Source organism: Nonomuraea sp. NPDC049158 (assembly GCF_040648335.1).
Lineage (GTDB): Bacteria > Actinomycetota > Actinomycetes > Streptosporangiales > Streptosporangiaceae > Nonomuraea.
Window position 1 is genome coordinate 63,926 of sequence record NZ_JBEZDM010000022.1, and the last position, 17,752, is coordinate 81,677.

Genomic DNA, 17,752 nt, shown 5'->3' on the forward strand with positions numbered 1-17,752 from the left:
CTTTATAAGCACATGGGCGAACTATGCACACATTGCCTTAATGTCCATTTTGTTCGCATGTGCAGGCGATCAACAGGAGAAAGAGACAGGCGCGCTAACCAACTCGGCCGCTTCGGAGTTGGCGCCTGAGGGCCCGACCAGCCAGTCAGTACCACTACGAAGATCGAGAGGCAGCCTAGTGGCCATCACCCCCCGATGCCTTGGGACACCAAGGAAAGAGAACCTCGGGCCGACAAAGCTCCACCGCGAGCAGTTGACACAGCTCGCCAAGATATTCGAGCAGACCGGCGCCTATTCCAGCATCTGGACCGACAGCAACTACGTCGTGTACGAGTCCGACTCGTCAGCGGACATCGTTGACCTCGGCTCGAGGATGACCCCGACGCTGAAGATGGTGCGGATGGTCCGGCGCGACCCCGTCGACAAAGACAAGATCATGGAGTTGACGCTCTCCTCGGGGACGGCTCTGCTGCTCCGTTACCGGGTGGACGAGACGGCGAACGACGCGGCCCGGATCAGGGAGATCTGCAACGAGAAGAAGCGGACCTGGGCGCAGTTCGCCCTCATCCCCGGCCTGGCCGTCGGCACCCTGGCGGCGATCGTCGGCGCGGCGGTCGCCAGCCGCTTCCTCGGCTCGTTCTCGGGGCCGGTGTGGTGGAGCCTGCTGCCGGTCACGATGGTCCCGCTGGTGCTCGGCCTGGGGTTCAAGTACCTGTGGAAACGGCTCGGCGCCGGCCTCACGCAGGCGGTCATCGTCAACGTTCCGGAGGGCTCGCAGGGCGGGTTGCTGGCACGGAAGCGGGATGACCTGATCGTCGCGGTGACCATGTTCGCGCTCAGTACGACCACCAACGTGCTGTTCACCCTGCTGTTGCAGCACAAGTAGGGTTCCCACACACTTTCCGCCCAGGCGCACGATCTGGGCGGAAAGTGGCGGGGACGTTGGGTGGAAACTAGCTCGGCTCGGACCATCCCCACTGCGGCACCTCTCGGAGCGGGTGGAGTTGGTCGTCGGTTTCGGCATGGGAGTTCTGCATCGCCACCTTCGACCCGAACTCCACATGAGACCGCAGCGCCTCCCGGAAAGGCGCGTCCTCCGGCAGTCCGGCCTGATCGGCGGCCGCCATGTACAGCTCGACGAACCGCTGACGCTGCTCCTCGCTGATCCCCAGCCCCCGGTGCGCGTCGATCAGCCTGGAAAACCCGCCCATTTCCCTGGAGAACGTGTCGGGCCCGCCGAAGGTCTCGACCGTGAAAGCCGTCAGATGTGTCACGTGCTGCGGAAGTCCTTCGCCGAACAATGGCTGGAGCAGCGGGTCGGACAAGAGGCTTCCATAGAAGATGTCGAGGAACCTGTGGAGCCCTTCTTGGCCACCTGCGTGCTCAAAGAGAGTTTCCATGATTACATCATTACACGAACTCTCAGCCAAGCGCTAGGTTGCCCCCGAGGCCGAGGTGCGATCCCCGGCAAGCCATCGGCGAGCCGGAGTCCAGGCCGGCGATGGAAGCTCCGGTTGAATTGACGTGCTCCTCCACATAAATAGATGTGGAGGATTCCTGTGCCGCTTATGCAGCAGCTCGCAACGCGGGTGCGGGCGAGACCGTGGGACAGGATGCTTGACGCCTCACAGGCCCGCCATCGCGGAGTCTCCACGTCCTGTGACCGCCCGTCCGGCGGCAGAGGTGTACCGATGAAGCTGGTTTCGGGCGGCGTTGGTATCAGCGTTGCCGATCCATCCGCACGCCAGGTTCTTGCACGCGAACCGCGACTGCCTCTCGCGAGATCCCGCCGTGGTGGTGTGGCAGCGGCGGCACTCCTGGCTGGTGCCGCGCGGGCCGACCTTGGCGACCAGACCGCCACGATCGGCGGCCTTGTAGGTCGGCAACTCCACCGTCCGGCCCCACGCCTGACCCGCGATCGACCGGTTCAGGCCCCGCTTCTGAGCGACATTGACCCCCGGCTCCCGCACGGTCCCAGACGCCGAGGCCATCATGGTGGTGATGTTCAGGTCTTCGACCACGATCGCGCTGCCCGCTGGACAGCCACGGGCCGTGCCGGAGATGCTCCCCGGTGGATAGGGCCAGGGGCACCTTGACGCCCTGGTCCATGCCCGCCTTCGGCCCGGCGTGCGGCGCGGGGGCGGAGACCAGCAGCTCGGTGCGGAAGGCGATGGTCCACCCGTGGGCTTGTTTCACCAGGCGAGCCCCGGTGATCCTCCCCGGCGGCCCGCCCTTGGTAAGGTCGGGCAGGTCTTTGGTCCACCGGAACTTCACCCGCCCGAGTTTGGGCAGGTTCACCGCACCCCACCTGCGGTCGATCCTGGCGATCTGCAAGTCGCGGGCCTGCGGGACGTCCACGGCGGAACGGGGAGTGACCTGCGACCTCGATGATCCAGTATCTACGCCCCCGGGTAAACGACCGTGACCGTCCGTTGACAGCGACACAACTACTTGGCGCAAGAATTTAATCACACAGAGTGTTAGCGTGCTGCCCATGCTCCGTCCATACATGAGTGCCCTGGTCCGCAGTCGCACACTTGATGGGGAAACGCAGATGCACAGATCGCTGAGTGGCTGCCAGCGGAAATCTTCACCGTCAGGGCCGCGTCGGCGAATGCGAGCCGCGATGGACGGCTACTGGCGGAGCATCCGACGGGCGACCTCCCTCGGCATGGTGGTGGTGGCGTTCATGGTGCTCGGATGGGCCGCCCTCACCGCCCTGACGCCCGTGCCGGCAGCTCTCGCGGTATCGTCGCACGCCACCACGCTCGCGGCCGGGTACAGCCACGCCTGCACGATCCGCAGCGGCAAAGCGTACTGCTGGGGCAGCAACACCAACGGCGAACTCGGCAACAACACCACGTCCGTCAGCCCCGTGACCACTCCGGTCGCCGTGGACACGAGCGGAGTGCTGGCGGGCAAGACACTCACCAAGATCGTCGCGGGCCAGTCCTTCACCTGCGCGCTGGACAGCACCGGCAAGGCCTACTGCTGGGGCTGGAATCCGTACGGGCAGCTCGGGGACGCCTCTTTCACCCAGCGGACAGCGCCCGTCGCCGTGAGCGTCGCCGGCGTGCTCGCCGGCAAAACCCTCACCGAGATCGGCACCGGCAACTCTTTCGCGTGCGTTCTGGACAACACCGGAAAGGCATATTGCTGGGGGTATGACGGTGAGGGAGAACTCGGGGACAACTCGACCACCAACAAGAACACACCGGTCGCCGTGGTCGCTACCGGCGTACTCAGCGGCAAAACCCTCACCCAGATCGGCACCGGCTACGAGCACACATGCGTGCTGGACAACACCGGCAAGGCCTACTGCTGGGGATACAACAGCTTCGGGCAACTCGGCAACAACTCCACCACCCAGAGCCTGGTACCAGCGACCGTCACCACCATCGGTACCGCGATCAGCGGCAAGACCCTTACCGAGATAAGAGCCGGAAACTGGTTCACGTGCACCCTGGACAGCGCCGGCCTCGCGTATTGCTGGGGAAACGGCGCCAACGGACGGATCGGCAACAACTCCACCCTAGGAAGCTTGACGGCCGTGGCGGTGACCACTACCGGCGTGCTCTCCGGCAAGACCATCAACCAACTCACCACAGGCGGCGCCCACGGATGCGCCCTGGACAGCGCCGGTCTCGCTTATTGCTGGGGGTACAACAGCACCGGACAACTCGGCAACAACTCCACCACCCAGAGCCTGGTACCAGCGACCGTCACCACCTCCGGCGTGCTCTCCGGCAAGACCATCACCCAGATCAGCGGCGGGCAGGACTACACGTGCGCCTTGGACTCCACCAACACCGTGTACTGCTGGGGTGCGAACGCCACAGGCCAACTCGGTGATCAAACCACCACTCAGCGCCTCGTCGCCGTGCTGGTCACCTCGCAGCCGCCCACGGCAGTCGTCGCCACACCCGGCGACGCCACCGCCGCGATCTCCTGGACCGCGCCGGAATTCCTGAACTCCAGCACCGGCTACACCGCCACTGCCAGCCCGGGCGGCGCGTTCTGCACGACCGCCGGTGCCCTCAGCTGCACGATCACCGGTCTGACCAATGGCACCACGTACACCATCACCGTTGTCACCTTGATGACCGTCGGCACGTCGGGCCCCAGCGTCGGCGCCACAGTCGTGCCCGTGGGCATCCTGACGATCACCGTACCGACCTCGGCCAATCTCGCCAGCGCTGCGTCAGGAGACACGATCAGCGTCTCCATGGGTACGGTGACCGTGGCCGACTCCCGGGCGGGGGTTCCCCTCTGGACGGCGACTGTGACCGCCACCAATTTCACCACCGGGGGCGAATCGTCAGCCGAGACCATCACGAACGCCAACGTCTCGTACTGGTCCGGCCCCACCACCACCCAATCCGGCGCCGGCACCCGCACCCCAGGGCAGCCCCTCTCGACCCAGAAGGTCGCCCTGTCGGCGCCGGTGACCGCGTTCACCGGCCGCAAGACAACACTCTTCACCCAAACCACGGGCTGGCAGCCCACGCTCGTCATCGCCATCCCGGCCTCCGCCGTCGCGGGCACCTACACGGGCACCGTCACCCACTCGGTCGCCTGAGCGCCGCGCCCTGCATTGAGCTGGCACTTCCATGACCAGCCACCAACACAGAAGGCAGAAGATCGAAGGCGATCGAGGACGCGGGCGATATGGGGCCCGCACCATCCTTCCCCCTGGATGGGACCATGGCCTTCTCCCGCTGCCGCCAGGAGCGCCATGCCGGTCCACAGCACGTCCGTCGCCCTTCGCACCCTCGGCGGACATGGGGAAAGTGAGGGCCGCCAGGAGGAGTTGACTCTCGCGGCGATTCTCAATGACATCCGGGTGGCGCTTGCTCACGTACGCGAGGCGACCGGAGCCACCCGGCTCAGCCTGCTCGGTGCCAGCTTCGGCGGCGGGATCTGCGGCTACTACGCCGCCCACAGGCCCGACGAGGTAGGTCGGCTGGTGCTGCTCAACCCCCAGTTCGACTACAAGAAGCGCACCATCGGCAGCAGGCCCTATTGGCAAGACGACTACTTGGACGAGACCGTCGCCCGGCAACTCACTGAACAGGGATACATCGCCTTCACCCCAAGCCTGAAGCACGGCCGCCCGCTCCTCAACGAGGTCTTCTGGCTGCAACCGCATACGGTCCTCGGCGCGATCAAGGCGGCGACGCTCATCGTGCACGGGACGAAGGACACCCTGGTGCCGATCGAGTCCTCACGCGTTGCTGTGGGACAGTTCACCACCACCTGCACCTTGGCGGAAATCGAGGGGTCGCAGCACGGCTTCGCCGTCCACGACGATCCCCAGTACCTTCACCCTCAGAGCCGAATCTGGCAGGCGTCGGTCATCGAGACCGTCGCCAGTTGGCTACAGGCCGACGATTAGGCGGTGCGCCCCTCGATCAAGGCGTCCCGCAACATCCGTACCTGCGGCCGCGAACTCCAGCGCTCCAAGATCCGCATCGCGTCCACCAGGACGGTAGTCGTACGCCCGGAGCGAGTGGCCTGGGCGACCCGCGCGGCTTCAGCCCCGACGATGGCCGCCTCATCCGGCTCCCCGATCATGGCCAGGGCGGCTGCGCGTCGCGCCCTGAAGTAGCCGCCATCGCGCGCGGAGAGAGCGTCACTGGCGATGACGCCTGCGAGTATCTCGGCCGCCAGAGCGGGCTTGCCCGCCCCGGTGTGACACGCGGTGCTGCGCAGCAGCAGGGTCTCTTGGCTGAAGACACCGCCGAGCGCGTCGGCCTCGTCGCCCGTCGAGCGGGCGAGCAACTGCCGGGCGTCGTCCGACTTCTGTTCGACCATGCGCAGCGGTTCGCCAAGCATGGCCAGGCCCAACGCCTCCTGCAGCGTGGTCTCGGCGCGAACCTTGAGTGGTAGCCGGGCGGTTGTCCGTTGCGCCGCCTCGGCCAGAGTGAGCACCCGCAGCGCATCCCGTCGGTCATAAGCCAGCTGAGATTTCCGAGGCAGCACATATGCCTGCATGGAGCTGTCGTCGGCCTCCTGCGCCCACTCGATCGCCCGGTCGTACCAGTACGTCGCCGTACGCAGGTCGAGGAGGTCGCGGTACAGCCAACCGACGAATTCCGCGCCATCGGCGCCCACCGCCAGCAGCGCCCGTCGGACATCGTGCCGCACCTCATGGACGGCGTGCTGCACGGCACCGAGGATGCCCAATACCTGCGGCAGCACAGCAGCGGGACCAAGCCTGCCATCGTTGGCTTTGCTCGCCTCGAGCTGCTGGCGCAAGAGCTCTACGACGGCCCCATCACGGCGGGCGTTGACCAGGAGAGTCTCGGCCGACGGCAACTCCTCCACGCTCACGGCCGCCCAGGAAGCGATGCTCAGGCCGGCGAATCCCGTCAATGCCAAGGCTGACGGCATGGCCGGCTTCTCCGGCAGCTGAAACCACAGACGATCAGGCGGCATACCTAGCAGCCGTGCCCAAACGATCAGGCGCGCAAGGTCCTGGACCGGCGCCCCGGACTCGACGCGGCTGAGCTGGGCCTGGCTGAGACACAGCCATTCAGCAACGCGTTCCTGGGAGAGCGGCTTTCCATGCCAGGGATGGTGACGGTACGCCCGGATTATCTGCCCGATGTGCCGAGTAGCGAAGGCCTGCTGCAAGGTGCCGTCTGACCAGAAGCCCGGCGGGACGGTCGGCGGCTGCGTTCGGGGTTCATCTCGTCGACGCTGGCAGGGGCCGCAATGGATGCTCCCGTTGTCGCTGGCCAGACGGGTCCCGCAGGCCGTACAGGATCGGGGATCCTGGCGTGTCGTCATACTCGTTCCCTCGCGTTGCGCCTTGCCTGAAACCTGCCCAATATCCCCCAAGCCATCTTTACGATGTTAATTCCAGAAGAACCTGAAATATATGTCACGAAAGAGACATCGGGCAGGTTCTACGTCCGAGCATAAACGTCCGCATTGCGATTCTTAATCGACCATGCAGGGAATGCATAAGCGCTTTATGCGGGAAGTTGCATAGCCCCTTCGAGCGAGTTCACGGCAAGGTCACTTGGCGGGGATAACCCCGTCCCTGACGCACGAGCGCGCAGAACGGCCCTCTCACGTCCCGCGCGCCGGGCTAACCCCACGAGCCGCACGACTGGCAGCGCGAAGCAATAAAGGGGAGCGGCCGCCAATCGTGCTAGAGCAGCAGCGAGGCAATATGGCTAAGACCGCCGAAGACCAGTTCGTCAGCTGCATCCCACTTCCTGCTATGGCTTCATCCGTGTCTACAGCCCGTATGCACACCCGGGCCTTGATGGACAAATGGCACCTGACCCATGTGGTTGATGACGCCGAGCTGATAGTCAGCGAAATCGTGACGAACGCGATCAGGGTGACCAACATCATCCCGTCGCAGGCGCGCTAGGCGGGAAAATCGTCTGGGCCAGCCTCGCGCTTGGTGCCACCTGAAAGAGAGGCTGGAACGGGCGGGCCGAGCCCCGGCCCGGAGCGAAGGCTCCTCATGGTCAAGCCCTGTGCGCCGGCTCGCGATCGGGATCCGGGCCGTGGTTCGAGTCGTGGGGGGATGTGTCCGTTGTGGTCGTCTTCGCTCTGCGGCGCTTTCGGATCACGAAGACCGCGACGAGCGCGAGCAGCGCGCCGACGATGATGAGAACGATGCCGCTGGCGTCCTTCAGTCCTGCGGCGACTCCGATGCCGATCAGCAGGGGAATCGCTGTCGAGCAGGCCGCGCCTGCCGCCATCGGGGGCAGGAACGTGCGGTAACGCATGTGCGCCGCGCCGGCGACGGCGGGCACCACGCTTTGCACGAGCCCGATCGGTATGAGCCGGCCGACGAACACCGCCCAACGGCCGTGCTTTCGGAGCAAAACCGTGGCCTTGTCCCAGCCCTTCGCGCCGCGCTTCTTGACGAGCTTGGTCTCGCGCAGTGCCGGACCCACGCGGCGGCCGAGCTCGAACCCGATCACGTTGCCCGCGACGGCGCCGACCGTGACCACTGCCCACAGGATCAGGAACTCAGGTAGGGAGTCGACGGTGGCCGAGGCGATCATCAGCGCCGCCTGAGCCGGGAGGAAGAACCCGATGCCGATGATGGACTCACCGAGAGCGATCACTCCCGCGCCGGCGATGAGGGCGGGCTCCGGCAACGACTGCCACCAATCCAGCACATTGGACAACGCCACGAGCGGCACCTCTCAGACGAATAGCGCGGTAGCTGAACTGGCAGCATGCTGTCAGTTGCAGCGAAGCACATCAGGGTTCACCCTGAGATCAACCCTGATGTCGACTATCAGTCGTCGGCACTTTGACAGGAAGTAGTCGGGCGCGGCGGCTGGTTGGGCGGTCAGCGCGTCAGAGGACCCAGTTGCCCGTTCGTGGTGTCCCGACCACGGGCGCGGCCGCGGGCTGGACGCTCGCCGTGGCCGGCGACAGACCGTCCAGGACGAAGCCGAGGTAGCGGCGCCAGCCCTCGGTCTTGGGGTCCATGGTCCAGAGCACGCTGGTGAGCATGGCCATGATCCTGGGCAGGTCTTCGGGGACGAGGTCCGCCCGCAGGAGCCGGGCCTGCTGGGCCCGTCGTACGAGCAGAGTGAGCGTCTCGAAGAACGTCACGGACAGGTCGGGTGTGAGGGAGCCGGCGTTCTTCGCGGCGGCCAGCGTCCTCATCTCACGAGCCACCATGTCGACGGCGGTTTCGATCAACGTGGTCAGACCGTGCAGCGGGTTCTCATCGTCGAGCGCTCGTTCGATGGCCGGTGTGAGGTACTCGGCCACACTCTGATTCAGCACCGCCCTGACCAGGTCACCCTTGTGCGGGAAGTGGCGGTAGAGCGTCCGGATGCCCACCCCCGCGCGGCGGGCGATCTCCTCGAGCGACACGTCCGGGCCGTCCTCGGCAAAGGCCGCGTGCGCGGCACGGACGATGCGTTCGAGGTTGCGTACGGCATCAGCCCTCAAGGGCCGCTCGGTTTCGGTGACCACCACCAGAGCCTATCAACCGGCACCATGCTGCCACTTGTGTGCTAGCTTCGCCCTGAAGATGAAATGGCAGGAAGCTGCCGGTTAGCGATGAGTGAGGTCCGATGAAGGTGAGCGTTGACGCCGACAAGTGCGTTGCCGCCGGTCAGTGCGTACTGCTCGCGCCGGAGGTGTTCGACCAGCGGGAGGAGGACGGCATCGTGGTGTTGCTGGACGAGACACCAGGGCCGGTGCTGCACGACGCCGTCCGGCAGTCGGCCATGGTGTGCCCGGCCGCGGCGATCCACCTGGCGGAGTCATGAACGCCGCCCCGAACCGGGTCGTGATCATCGGGGCGGCGGCCGGTGGGCTGGCGGCGGCGGAGGGGTTGCGCAGGGCGGGTTTCGGGGGCGTGATCACGCTGGTCGGCGACGAGCCGCGGCTGCCCTACGATCGGCCGCCGTTGTCCAAACAGCTGCTGGCCGGGCAGTGGGCGCCGGACCGGCTCGCCCTGCGCCCGGCGACCGACATCGACGCGCTGGGCTTGGAGCTACGGCTGGGTGTCGCGGCGAGCGCGGTGAACACTGGCCGGCGGGTGGTGACGCTCGCCGATGACACCCATCTGCCCTACGACGCACTGATTGTGGCGACCGGCGTCCGTGCCCGCCGCCTGCCCGGCACCGACGATCTCGCCGGGGTGCACACGCTGCGTACCCTGCCGGACGCGTTGGCGCTGAAGGAGCGGCTGCGGCCCGGACGGCATCTGGTGATCGTCGGCGCGGGGTTCGTGGGCGCCGAGGTCGCCGCCACCGCGCGCGGTCTCGGGGTACGGGTGACGTTGCTGGAGTCGGGTCCGGTGCCGCTGGCGTTGGCCGTCGGCGAAGAGGCCGGCCAGCTCATGACCCGCCTCCACGTCGAGCACGGCGTGACGGTCCGCACCCAGGTCTCGGTCACCAGCGTCCTCGGTGCCAGGCCGATGGGGGTGCGGTTGGCTGACGGCACGGTGGTGCCGGCTGATGACGTACTGGTGGCCATCGGTTCCGTGCCGAACACCGAGTGGCTGGCCGGCAGCGGTCTGTCCGTCCACGACGGGCTCGTGTGTGACCAGTACAGCTCCGCCGCGCACGGCGTGTACGGCGTCGGTGACGTGGCCCGCTGGCACAACCCGCTGTTCGGTACGCACATGCGCGTCGAGCACCGCACCAACACCGCCGAGCAGGGCATGGCCGTCGCCCGCGACCTGCTGGGCGAACCCCGGCCGTTCGCCCCGGTGCCGTACTTCTGGTCCGACCAGTACGGCACCAAGTTCCAGGCCTACGGCCACCTCCGCGACCACGACGAGGCACTCGTACTCGACAGCGACCACCTCCTCGTCGCCTACCGCAAGGCCGATCGCCTCGTCGGCGTCCTCGCCGCCGGCCTGTCCCCCAAGGCCCTGCGCGCGTGGCGCGCCCTCATCGCGGCCCGCGCCCCGTGGACCACCGCCCTCACCACCGCCGCCTGACAGAAGGGATATCCATGACCACCACCGACCTGCCGGCCTTCCCCGGCGAACGCGCCGCGCGCTGCCCGTTCAACCCACCCGCCGAGTACACGCGATGGCGGGAGGAGGGCCTGCGGCAGGTGAACTGGAACGGCCACACGGTGTGGGCCGTGAGCCGGTACGAGGACATCAAGACCGCCATGTCCCACCCGGCCATCAGCGCCGAAGTCCTCGGCGTGCTGCAGGGCCACGGAAAACAGGACGGCCCGAACGCGCCGGAGACCTTCCCCCGCATGGACGACCCCGAGCACGCCCGGCTGCGTCGCATGCTGACCAAGGACTTCACCGTCAAGCGGGTCAACGCGATGCGCCCGGACATCGAGGCGATGGCGAACGAGTTCATCGACAAGATGGTCGCGAAGGGGCAGCCGGGCGACCTGGTACAGGACTACGCGCTGCCGATCCCCTCTCTGGTGATCTCCCTGCTGCTCGGGGTCCCGTACGCCGACCACGGCTTCTTCCAAACGATCACCGGCAAGGTGATGAACATGAACACCCCGCCGGAGGTGAAGGCCAACGCCTCCAGGGAGTTCTTCGCGTACATGATGGAACTGGTCGCCCGCAAGGAGAAGGAACCCGGCGACGACCTGATGAGCCGGGTCATCCGCGAACATGTCCAGACCGGCGAACTGCGGCGGGAGACGGCGGCGATGAACGGGGTCATCCTGCTCAACGCCGGCCACGAGACCACCGCCAACATGATCGCCCTCAGCACCGTGGCCCTGCTGGAGAACCCCGAAGCCGCCGCCACGATCCGCGACACCGACGACCCGGCCGTGCTCGCCAACGCCGTCGAAGAACTCCTGCGCTACCTCACGATCGTGCACAACCTGATCGCCCGCATCGCCAAGGAGGACGTCGAAATCGGCGGCACGCTGGTCAAGGCCGGCGAGGGGCTGATCATGAACCTGCCCGCCGGCAACTGGGACCCCGCCTTCACCCCCGAGCCCGAGACGCTGGACCTCGACCGGCCCGCGCGCGGGCACCTGGCGTTCGGGTACGGCGTACACCAGTGCATCGGCCAGACCCTCGCCCGCGCCGAACTCCAGATCGCTCTGCCCACCCTGCTGCGCCGGCTCCCGGAACTGCGGCTCGCGAAGCCGATCGAGGACATCCGGTTCAGAAACGACATGAGCATCTACGGCGTCCACGAGTTGCCCGTCAACTGGTGACGTGATGCGTGGCGACTCGACATTTCAGGAGCCGGACGTGTCGCTCCCCCGGGCTGCCCGGCACGCGAGGCCCGTGCTCGTCTTCGGCTTCCTGGCGCTGGCCGGGGTGGTGTTCGCGATGCTGCAGTCGCTCGTCGCCCCGGCCCTGCCGGCCATCGCCGCCGACCTGAGGGCCTCGACCGCGGACATCAGCTGGCTCGTGACCGCCTACCTGCTGGCCGCCGCCATCGCGACCCCGATCGCGGGCCGGCTCGGCGACATGTTCGGCCGGCGCCGGGTGCTGCTCATCGTCCTCGGTGTGCTCGCCACCGGCGCCCTGGTCGCCGCTCTGGCCGGCAACCTCGCCACCGTCGTGATCGGCCGTGTCCTGCAAGGAGCCGGGGGCGCGATCCTGCCGCTGGCGTTCGGCATCGTCCGTGACGAGCTGCCGCGCGAGCGGGTCGGGGTGGCAGTGGGCCTGCTGTCCGCACTGCTCGGAGCCGGCGGCGGCCTCGGCGCGGTACTGGCCGGACCGATCGTGGCCGCCCTGTCCTGGCACTGGCTGTTCTGGATCCCCTTGATCATGATCGCCCTCGCCGCCGCAGGCATCGCGTTCGGCGTACCGGAATCTCCGGTACGTCCACCCGGCCGGGTGGACGTACCCGGCGCGTTACTCCTGTCCACCGGCCTGGTCTGCCTGCTCCTCGCACTCACCAAGGGCGGCAACTGGGGCTGGACCAGCACCACCACTCTCGGCCTGTTCGCCGGCGCGGCCATCACACTGACGGCCTGGGTGACGGTCGAGCTGCGCGTCCGCGCGCCGCTGGTCGACATGCTCATGATCATCAACCGGGGTGTGTGGACCACCCTCATCACCGGCATCGCCTTCGGAGTCGCCACGTTCGGCTCGTTCCTGCTCGTGCCTCTTCTGCTCCAACTCCCCACCGCGACCGGCTACGGCCTCGGCAAGTCCGTCAGCGAAGCCGGCTTGTACCTGCTACCCGCGACCGTGGCGATGGTCGTCTTCGCGCCATTGTCCGGCGCCCTGGACCGCCACTTCGGCGCCAAACTCCCGTTGGTCCTGGGCATCGTCATGGCCGCGGCCCCCTTCGCCCTGCTCGCCGCCGCACACCACGCGACCTGGCACATCCTGACCGCGGTCACCCTGATGGGCATCGGCCTCGGCCTGGCCTCCGCCGCCATGACCAACGCCATCCTCGCCACCGTCCCACCGTCTCAGACCAGCGTGGCCACCAGCCTCAACACCCTGGCCCGCACGATCGGCGGCAGCATCGGCACCGCCGTACTCGCCGCGATCCTCTCAGCGACCACCACCGCCCAGCGGTTGCCCGCTGAGGCCGGGTTCATCGCCAGCTTTTGGATCTGTGCCGGTGTGCTCGTGGTCGCTGTCCTGGCCGCCCTCCTACTTCCCACCGGCCGACGCCACCGAGCCGGTCAGGCCACCGGGTCGGGCTCCGGAGGCCGGTCTTGACCGTGAAGAGTTTTGGGTGCCGTTTCGGACGGCCGCTACAGGGCTAGGACGACGCCGAGGGCGACATTGGCGACTTTCCCACTCGGCTTCGTCTGACCTGCTGACACGGCTGAAGAACAATCGGCTCAGCACCCACTCCATGCCCGCCCAACGAATGATCAGGGGCGCGGTTCTGCCCTTTGGTCAGCGCGCCGACGAACAGGGCGATGCGCCGCCGAGTGGCGAAGCCGGAACCAGGGCGCCCGGCCGGTTCAGCGCGCCGGAGGCGCCGCTGGGCGGCGGTTTGCGGCGGTCCAGCGCGCACACCGCGGTGGTGCCCACCTGGTGCGGGGAGCCTGCAACCCGACGCGGTGTCTCGAGAGCGCCTGCTTGACTTGCGAAGTACGGTCACAGGCGGCGATCGAGTACGGCTGCGCCTGCGGACATGAGAAAACCCGGCCCACAAGGAACCGGGTGGTATGTGCCTTCCGCATAGCAGGTGGCCTTCGCCAGGTGTCGGCGGTCAGCGCCGAGTACTACGCCCGCCTCGAACAGGGCCGCGCAGGCGATCCCTCGCCCTAGGTGCTCGAAGCTCTCGCACGCGTGCCGCGCCTGGACACCGCCGAAAAGGCAGATCGCACTTCAGTTCCAGGCGGGCTAGGTAAAGGGGCGCCTATACTTGGTGGCGTGCCGTACGAGATCCGTCTGACCGACGAGGTAGACATCTGGCTTCATGACCTGGCTGACACCGACATGCCCGCCTACCAGCTCGCGGTTGAGTACATCAACATGCTGGAGAAGCACGGCCCTGGTCTCGGACGTCCCCATGTCGGCAAGATCAACGGTTCAGCTATCGCCAATCTGAAAGAGCTACGCCCCCGCTCCACTGGCACCAGCGCCTTGCGTGTCTTGTTCGTGTTCGACCCATGGCGCAGCGCCATTTTGCTTGTCGCCGGGGACAAGATCCGTGAGCAGCCCGCTGCCCCCGACCGCTGGTACGGCAAGGCCATCCGGCAAGCTGAAGAGCTGTACCAGACCTATCTGATCGAACGCGTCGAGGAGGAAAGCCAATGACCAGCTTCAAGAAGTGGAGCGATGTCCGCGAGGAGCATGTCGCGCGCGCCGGAGGAGAAGAGGAACTGATCAAGACCCGGCGCATGATCGAGGCGTACGTGCACGCCTGGCATCTTGCCGAACGGCGCAGGAACGGTGGACTCACACAGTCCGAGGTGGCCGAGAAAATGGGCGTGACCAAGATGCGCGTGTCCCAGATCGAGAACGGCGACGTCACCTCGGTAGAGGTGCTGGCCCGCTACATCGAGGCCATCGGCGGACGACTGGAACTGACCGCCACATTCGACGACGGCACCTATCGCATGGGCGACGCGACCGCGGCAATGTGACCCGATGGGGTTCTTGGACGCCCCCCGGCGCCCAAGCCGAGCGCGGAACATCGCGAATGCCGCGGCCGCGTCGCCGGACGCCTCATCTGTCTTGCCACCGCACAGAAAGCCCCTTGGGCGACGTAAGGGACGGCCCCGGTTGATCAGCGGGACAGCCCTTGGTTGATCATTCTTCTTGTTGAGGGAAGATGATCGAAAACCAAGGGCTAGCCCTGATGCTGAACAGGACGAGTCAATCGGCCCCATCGCCCCGCTACGACACATCCGCAAGACCTGGGCCGCTGCCTATCGTCCAGCGGTCGAACATGTACGCGCCGAGATAGACGGGCAGCAGCACGTCAATCTCATCGGCGCAAGCTTCGGTGGCGGCATCACGGCCTTCTACGCATCGCGCTACCCGAAGACGGTTGATCGGCTGGTGCTGTTCAACCCGGCCTTGAACTAATGGTGTAAGGCCGAGAATCGCGAAGGGCCTTCACATGTTCCGACAGGCCCAGTCGGCGGCTTCGGTGATGTGGGTGCGTCCGGCCAGGCGTAATGCGCTGATGGCCAGATTGCGCATAGAGGCCATGACGAGAGGGCGGAAGCCGGAGGGGCATGCGGCCTTCGAACAAGTAATCTGTCAAAGAGCCAGAATATCCTGGCTTTTTGACAGTAATATACTGAGCGTGATCATCCAGTCACGCATGCCCTTGACGAAGGATCCAGGCATGCAGCAACCACCGCCCTCGATCTTCCCGATCTTCCGCTCTCGGATCACCTGCGCGGTGCTGACGCACACGTACGTGGGCGACGCGGAGTACTCCATCGGCGAGCTGGCCGAGGCCGCCGGGACCGATAGCGGCACCATGGCCCGCGAGGTGTCCCGGCTCGAACAAGCCGGCGTCCTTGGTTCGCGTCACGTAGGACGCACCAAACTGGTCCGGGCCAACCAGACGGCCCCTTTCTACGGGCCACTGCGCGACCTCGTCACCATCACCCTGGGCCCGGCCCAAGTCCTCGCCGAAGAACTGTCCCACCTCAACGGGATCGAGGAAGCCGCCATCTTCGGCTCATGGGCGGCACGCATGCGCGGAGAGCCCGGGCCTGCCCCGGTCGACATCGACCTCCTCATCATCGGCCGACCCGATCGCGATGATCTCCACGAGGCCACAGCCCGTGCACGGTCCAGGCTCGCACGCGAGGTCAACACGGTGGTCATCACTCGCACCCGGTGGGAAGCCAACGAGGACGGATTCATCCGCGAGCTGCACAGCCGCCCGCAGGTGCCCGTACTGATCCCCATGGGAGACAGCGAATGACGAGTTGGGCACGGGGGAGAGACGAGATCATCGGCATGCTCCAACGACGCGAACTCACCCAGGTCATCGCGGATGCCGAACTCGCCGAGCGGATGCTCTCGACCGCCCGGTAGCACCTGGTCAGCGCCGAAGCACTTGCCCGCACAGATCCGTATCTCGCATACGCGGCCCTGCATGACTCGGTTCGCAAGTCTTTGGCAGCACTTCTCCAGATCCAGGGCCTACGGGCGACGACAACCGGCGGCCACTTGGCGGTACAGCATGCCGCCTGCCCGCAATTCGGCGCCTCCATGGGAGCGATTCTCCGCCCGGTTGACCGCATCCGTACGACCCGACACGAAAGCGAGTATCCGACCACGACGACCTGGATCGATGAAGACAGCGTCCGCGACGACCTCCCAGCCGCGACCGCGGTCGTAGAAGCGGCGGACAAGGCGCTTCATCACCTGACCGTGTTCGCCCTGTGAACCCGTTCACTGAGCTATCTGATTCGAGGGCTCCACCGCGGACATCGCCAGCGGCGCCTGACCCGCCGCCGCCCTCGAGGGCGCGTTGTGGCTGGTCGGCGGCTATCGCCTCTGGCCGCCGACACGATCACTGGACCGCACGCGAACGTGTGCGGGGACCGGCCACCGAGGCGGAGCAGCAGCCAGGCGCGGGGAGCGTCTTCTGGACTGTGTTCGGCCCCCTCAACGTTGGGCTGCACAGGGTCAGCGTCGAGATACGGGCGGGCGAGGTCTCCGAGGCGCTGTACGTCGACGATCCGAACCCCGGTGAGGGATACCGAGCTTGATCGCCGGATGCCCATTGGTGCCGTTAGGTGTCGCGACGATGATGTCCGTTGATCTCGGCTGCGCAGGCGTGTCAGCGAGCCAGCCGACTTTCCGCTCCGCCCTCCCGGGCTGCCTCCCGCTGCGACCGGTCCGAATCTGTCGGTCTTGTACGCCAAGATTGGCGCGTCCGCATCGAGTACGCCACACACAAGGAGCCTCATGGTCGTCAATGACGGTTCCGGATGGACCAGCATCGGTCGGGAAGATCGGACGGAGCGTGGGCCGGTCCACGCTGGGCGTGAGACGGGCGCGACCCCGGACTCAGAGGAGTGCTTCCTGTTACACGATGCGGCCGAGTACGGCTCGCCCGAGGCGGTCGCGGAACTGGCCCAGCGTGTGGGCGACATCGACGCCCTTGACGACGATGATGAGGAGTATCCCGGCTGTACCGTTCTCTGGACAGCTGTCTTCGCCCATCGTCCCGACGACGCGCGCGTCCTGGCCGCCGCGGGAGCGGACCCGTGGCGGCCGATGATGAACGGCTGGTCCCCCGGACGGCTCAGCCTGGCCAGTCCCACTCCTGATCTGTTCACCATTCCGCCTGGGGAAACCGGTCTATCCCCGGCCGAGGCCGCGGCCGTAACGGAAGCCAGACGTTCGACAGCCGCATTGGGAGATCTCTACTACTTCGGGCTGGGCATGGTCTGCGTGGCCGGCATCACCGCGGGGGAGGCTGCACGTCGCCTGGAGGCCGTACCAGCCGACGACGCGGACGCCGAAGCAATCATGGAGGATCCCCGGTCCGACTATGACGACAGCCTGACCGTCGTCGGTGTGACGGACGTGCCCGGTGGATGCGTCGTCAGCCAACCGTGGGGATACACCCCGTCCACCTCAGGAATTGCCGAGCTCCTGTCAGCAGGCACCGTCTGCTACGGGATGTACAACAATCCCAAGGGGGCAATCACGGACGATTCACCCGCGACGGCGTCATCGAGGAAGGGGATACCCACCCCGGCGGGGGCGGCGTGTACCCGGACGACTCCACCGAGGAGATCCTCGCCACTTACCTCTACCGCCACCATGCCGTGGCCTACTGCTGCGCCCGCACGGGTCTGCGGCCGACCGACGCGCGAGCGGTCACCGGTCCACCTGACATGTGGCTGAGGC

19 protein-coding genes are annotated in these 17,752 nt (G+C 66.7%); 14 read left to right on the forward strand and 5 right to left on the reverse strand.

The window, feature by feature from the left end; genetic code table 11:
- Nucleotides 1–253 precede the first annotated feature (253 nt).
- Nucleotides 254–886 (forward strand): hypothetical protein, encoded by a 633-nt coding sequence (locus AB0B61_RS36735; protein WP_358442089.1) that lies wholly within the window; start codon nt 254–256, stop codon nt 884–886.
- 67 nt (nt 887–953) lie between these two features.
- Here the strand turns inward: AB0B61_RS36735 and AB0B61_RS36740 are convergent, their stop codons facing one another.
- Nucleotides 954–1,400 carry a group II truncated hemoglobin gene (locus AB0B61_RS36740; protein ID WP_358442092.1) on the reverse strand — a complete coding sequence of 149 codons (447 nt, stop codon included), beginning with the start codon at nt 1,398–1,400 and terminating at the stop codon, nt 954–956.
- A 225-nt stretch (nt 1,401–1,625) separates the two neighbouring features.
- Entirely contained in the window at nt 1,626–2,021 is a 396-nt protein-coding gene (locus tag AB0B61_RS36745) for a transposase (protein WP_358442095.1), read from the reverse strand.
- Nucleotides 2,022–2,614: 593 nt separating this feature from the next.
- On the opposite strand from AB0B61_RS36745, the gene AB0B61_RS36750 reads away from it, so the two are divergent.
- Both AB0B61_RS36750 and AB0B61_RS36755 read left to right on the forward strand, forming a co-directional pair.
- Nucleotides 2,615–4,579: a hypothetical protein gene (locus AB0B61_RS36750; protein WP_358442098.1), complete on the forward strand. Its 1,965-nt coding sequence runs from the start codon at nt 2,615–2,617 to the stop codon at nt 4,577–4,579.
- A gap of 156 nt (nt 4,580–4,735) precedes the next feature.
- Nucleotides 4,736–5,395, forward strand: a complete 660-nt coding sequence (locus AB0B61_RS36755; RefSeq protein ID WP_358442101.1) for an alpha/beta fold hydrolase — start codon at nt 4,736–4,738, stop codon at nt 5,393–5,395.
- Here the strand turns inward: AB0B61_RS36755 and AB0B61_RS36760 are convergent.
- Nucleotides 5,392–6,792 carry a helix-turn-helix transcriptional regulator gene (locus tag AB0B61_RS36760; RefSeq protein WP_358442103.1) on the reverse strand — a complete coding sequence of 467 codons (1,401 nt, stop codon included), beginning with the start codon at nt 6,790–6,792 and terminating at the stop codon, nt 5,392–5,394. The two genes, AB0B61_RS36755 and AB0B61_RS36760, sit on opposite strands and share 4 nt — an antisense overlap.
- 364 nt (nt 6,793–7,156) lie before the next feature.
- Between AB0B61_RS36760 and AB0B61_RS36765 the strand changes: the two genes are divergently transcribed.
- On the forward strand, nt 7,157–7,387 hold the full coding sequence (locus AB0B61_RS36765; protein ID WP_358442106.1) for a hypothetical protein: 231 nt from the start codon (nt 7,157–7,159) through the stop codon (nt 7,385–7,387).
- Between the two features lie 100 nt (nt 7,388–7,487).
- Here AB0B61_RS36765 and AB0B61_RS36770 read toward each other — a convergent pair whose 3' ends face one another.
- Nucleotides 7,488–8,174: a DedA family protein gene (locus tag AB0B61_RS36770; RefSeq protein ID WP_358442109.1), complete on the reverse strand. Its 687-nt coding sequence runs from the start codon at nt 8,172–8,174 to the stop codon at nt 7,488–7,490.
- A 160-nt stretch (nt 8,175–8,334) separates the two neighbouring features.
- Entirely contained in the window at nt 8,335–8,964 is a 630-nt protein-coding gene (locus AB0B61_RS36775; RefSeq protein ID WP_358442112.1) for a helix-turn-helix domain-containing protein, read from the reverse strand.
- A gap of 101 nt (nt 8,965–9,065) precedes the next feature.
- Here AB0B61_RS36775 and AB0B61_RS36780 point away from each other — a divergent pair, with 101 nt between their 5' ends.
- The 10 genes from AB0B61_RS36780 (at nt 9,066) to AB0B61_RS36825 (ending at nt 17,749) form a co-directional block, all read left to right on the forward strand.
- Nucleotides 9,066–9,263, forward strand: a complete 198-nt coding sequence (locus AB0B61_RS36780) for a ferredoxin (protein WP_358442115.1) — start codon at nt 9,066–9,068, stop codon at nt 9,261–9,263.
- On the forward strand, nt 9,260–10,444 hold the full coding sequence (locus tag AB0B61_RS36785) for an FAD-dependent oxidoreductase (protein WP_358442118.1): 1,185 nt from the start codon (nt 9,260–9,262) through the stop codon (nt 10,442–10,444). The genes AB0B61_RS36780 and AB0B61_RS36785 overlap by 4 nt, the downstream gene beginning before the upstream one ends.
- 14 nt (nt 10,445–10,458) lie before the next feature.
- Nucleotides 10,459–11,655: a cytochrome P450 gene (locus AB0B61_RS36790; protein ID WP_358442120.1), complete on the forward strand. Its 1,197-nt coding sequence runs from the start codon at nt 10,459–10,461 to the stop codon at nt 11,653–11,655.
- 37 nt (nt 11,656–11,692) lie between these two features.
- A complete protein-coding gene (locus AB0B61_RS36795; protein WP_358442123.1) occupies nt 11,693–13,126 on the forward strand; it encodes an MFS transporter in 1,434 nt (477 codons plus the stop codon).
- 666 nt (nt 13,127–13,792) lie between these two features.
- Nucleotides 13,793–14,179, forward strand: a complete 387-nt coding sequence (locus tag AB0B61_RS36800; RefSeq protein WP_358442126.1) for a type II toxin-antitoxin system RelE/ParE family toxin — start codon at nt 13,793–13,795, stop codon at nt 14,177–14,179.
- The gene (locus tag AB0B61_RS36805; RefSeq protein WP_358442129.1) at nt 14,176–14,508 is read left to right on the forward strand and encodes a helix-turn-helix domain-containing protein; all 333 of its coding nucleotides are present in this window, start codon (nt 14,176–14,178) and stop codon (nt 14,506–14,508) included. Before AB0B61_RS36800 ends, AB0B61_RS36805 begins: the two co-directional genes overlap by 4 nt.
- Before the next feature lie 178 nt (nt 14,509–14,686).
- A complete protein-coding gene (locus AB0B61_RS36810) occupies nt 14,687–14,953 on the forward strand; it encodes an alpha/beta fold hydrolase (protein ID WP_358442131.1) in 267 nt (88 codons plus the stop codon).
- A gap of 265 nt (nt 14,954–15,218) precedes the next feature.
- The gene (locus AB0B61_RS36815; protein ID WP_358442134.1) at nt 15,219–15,809 is read left to right on the forward strand and encodes a nucleotidyltransferase domain-containing protein; all 591 of its coding nucleotides are present in this window, start codon (nt 15,219–15,221) and stop codon (nt 15,807–15,809) included.
- A gap of 248 nt (nt 15,810–16,057) precedes the next feature.
- On the forward strand, nt 16,058–16,276 hold the full coding sequence (locus tag AB0B61_RS36820; protein WP_358442137.1) for a hypothetical protein: 219 nt from the start codon (nt 16,058–16,060) through the stop codon (nt 16,274–16,276).
- Between the two features lie 525 nt (nt 16,277–16,801).
- Entirely contained in the window at nt 16,802–17,749 is a 948-nt protein-coding gene (locus AB0B61_RS36825; RefSeq protein ID WP_358442140.1) for an ankyrin repeat domain-containing protein, read from the forward strand.
- Nucleotides 17,750–17,752: the final 3 nt, after the last annotated feature.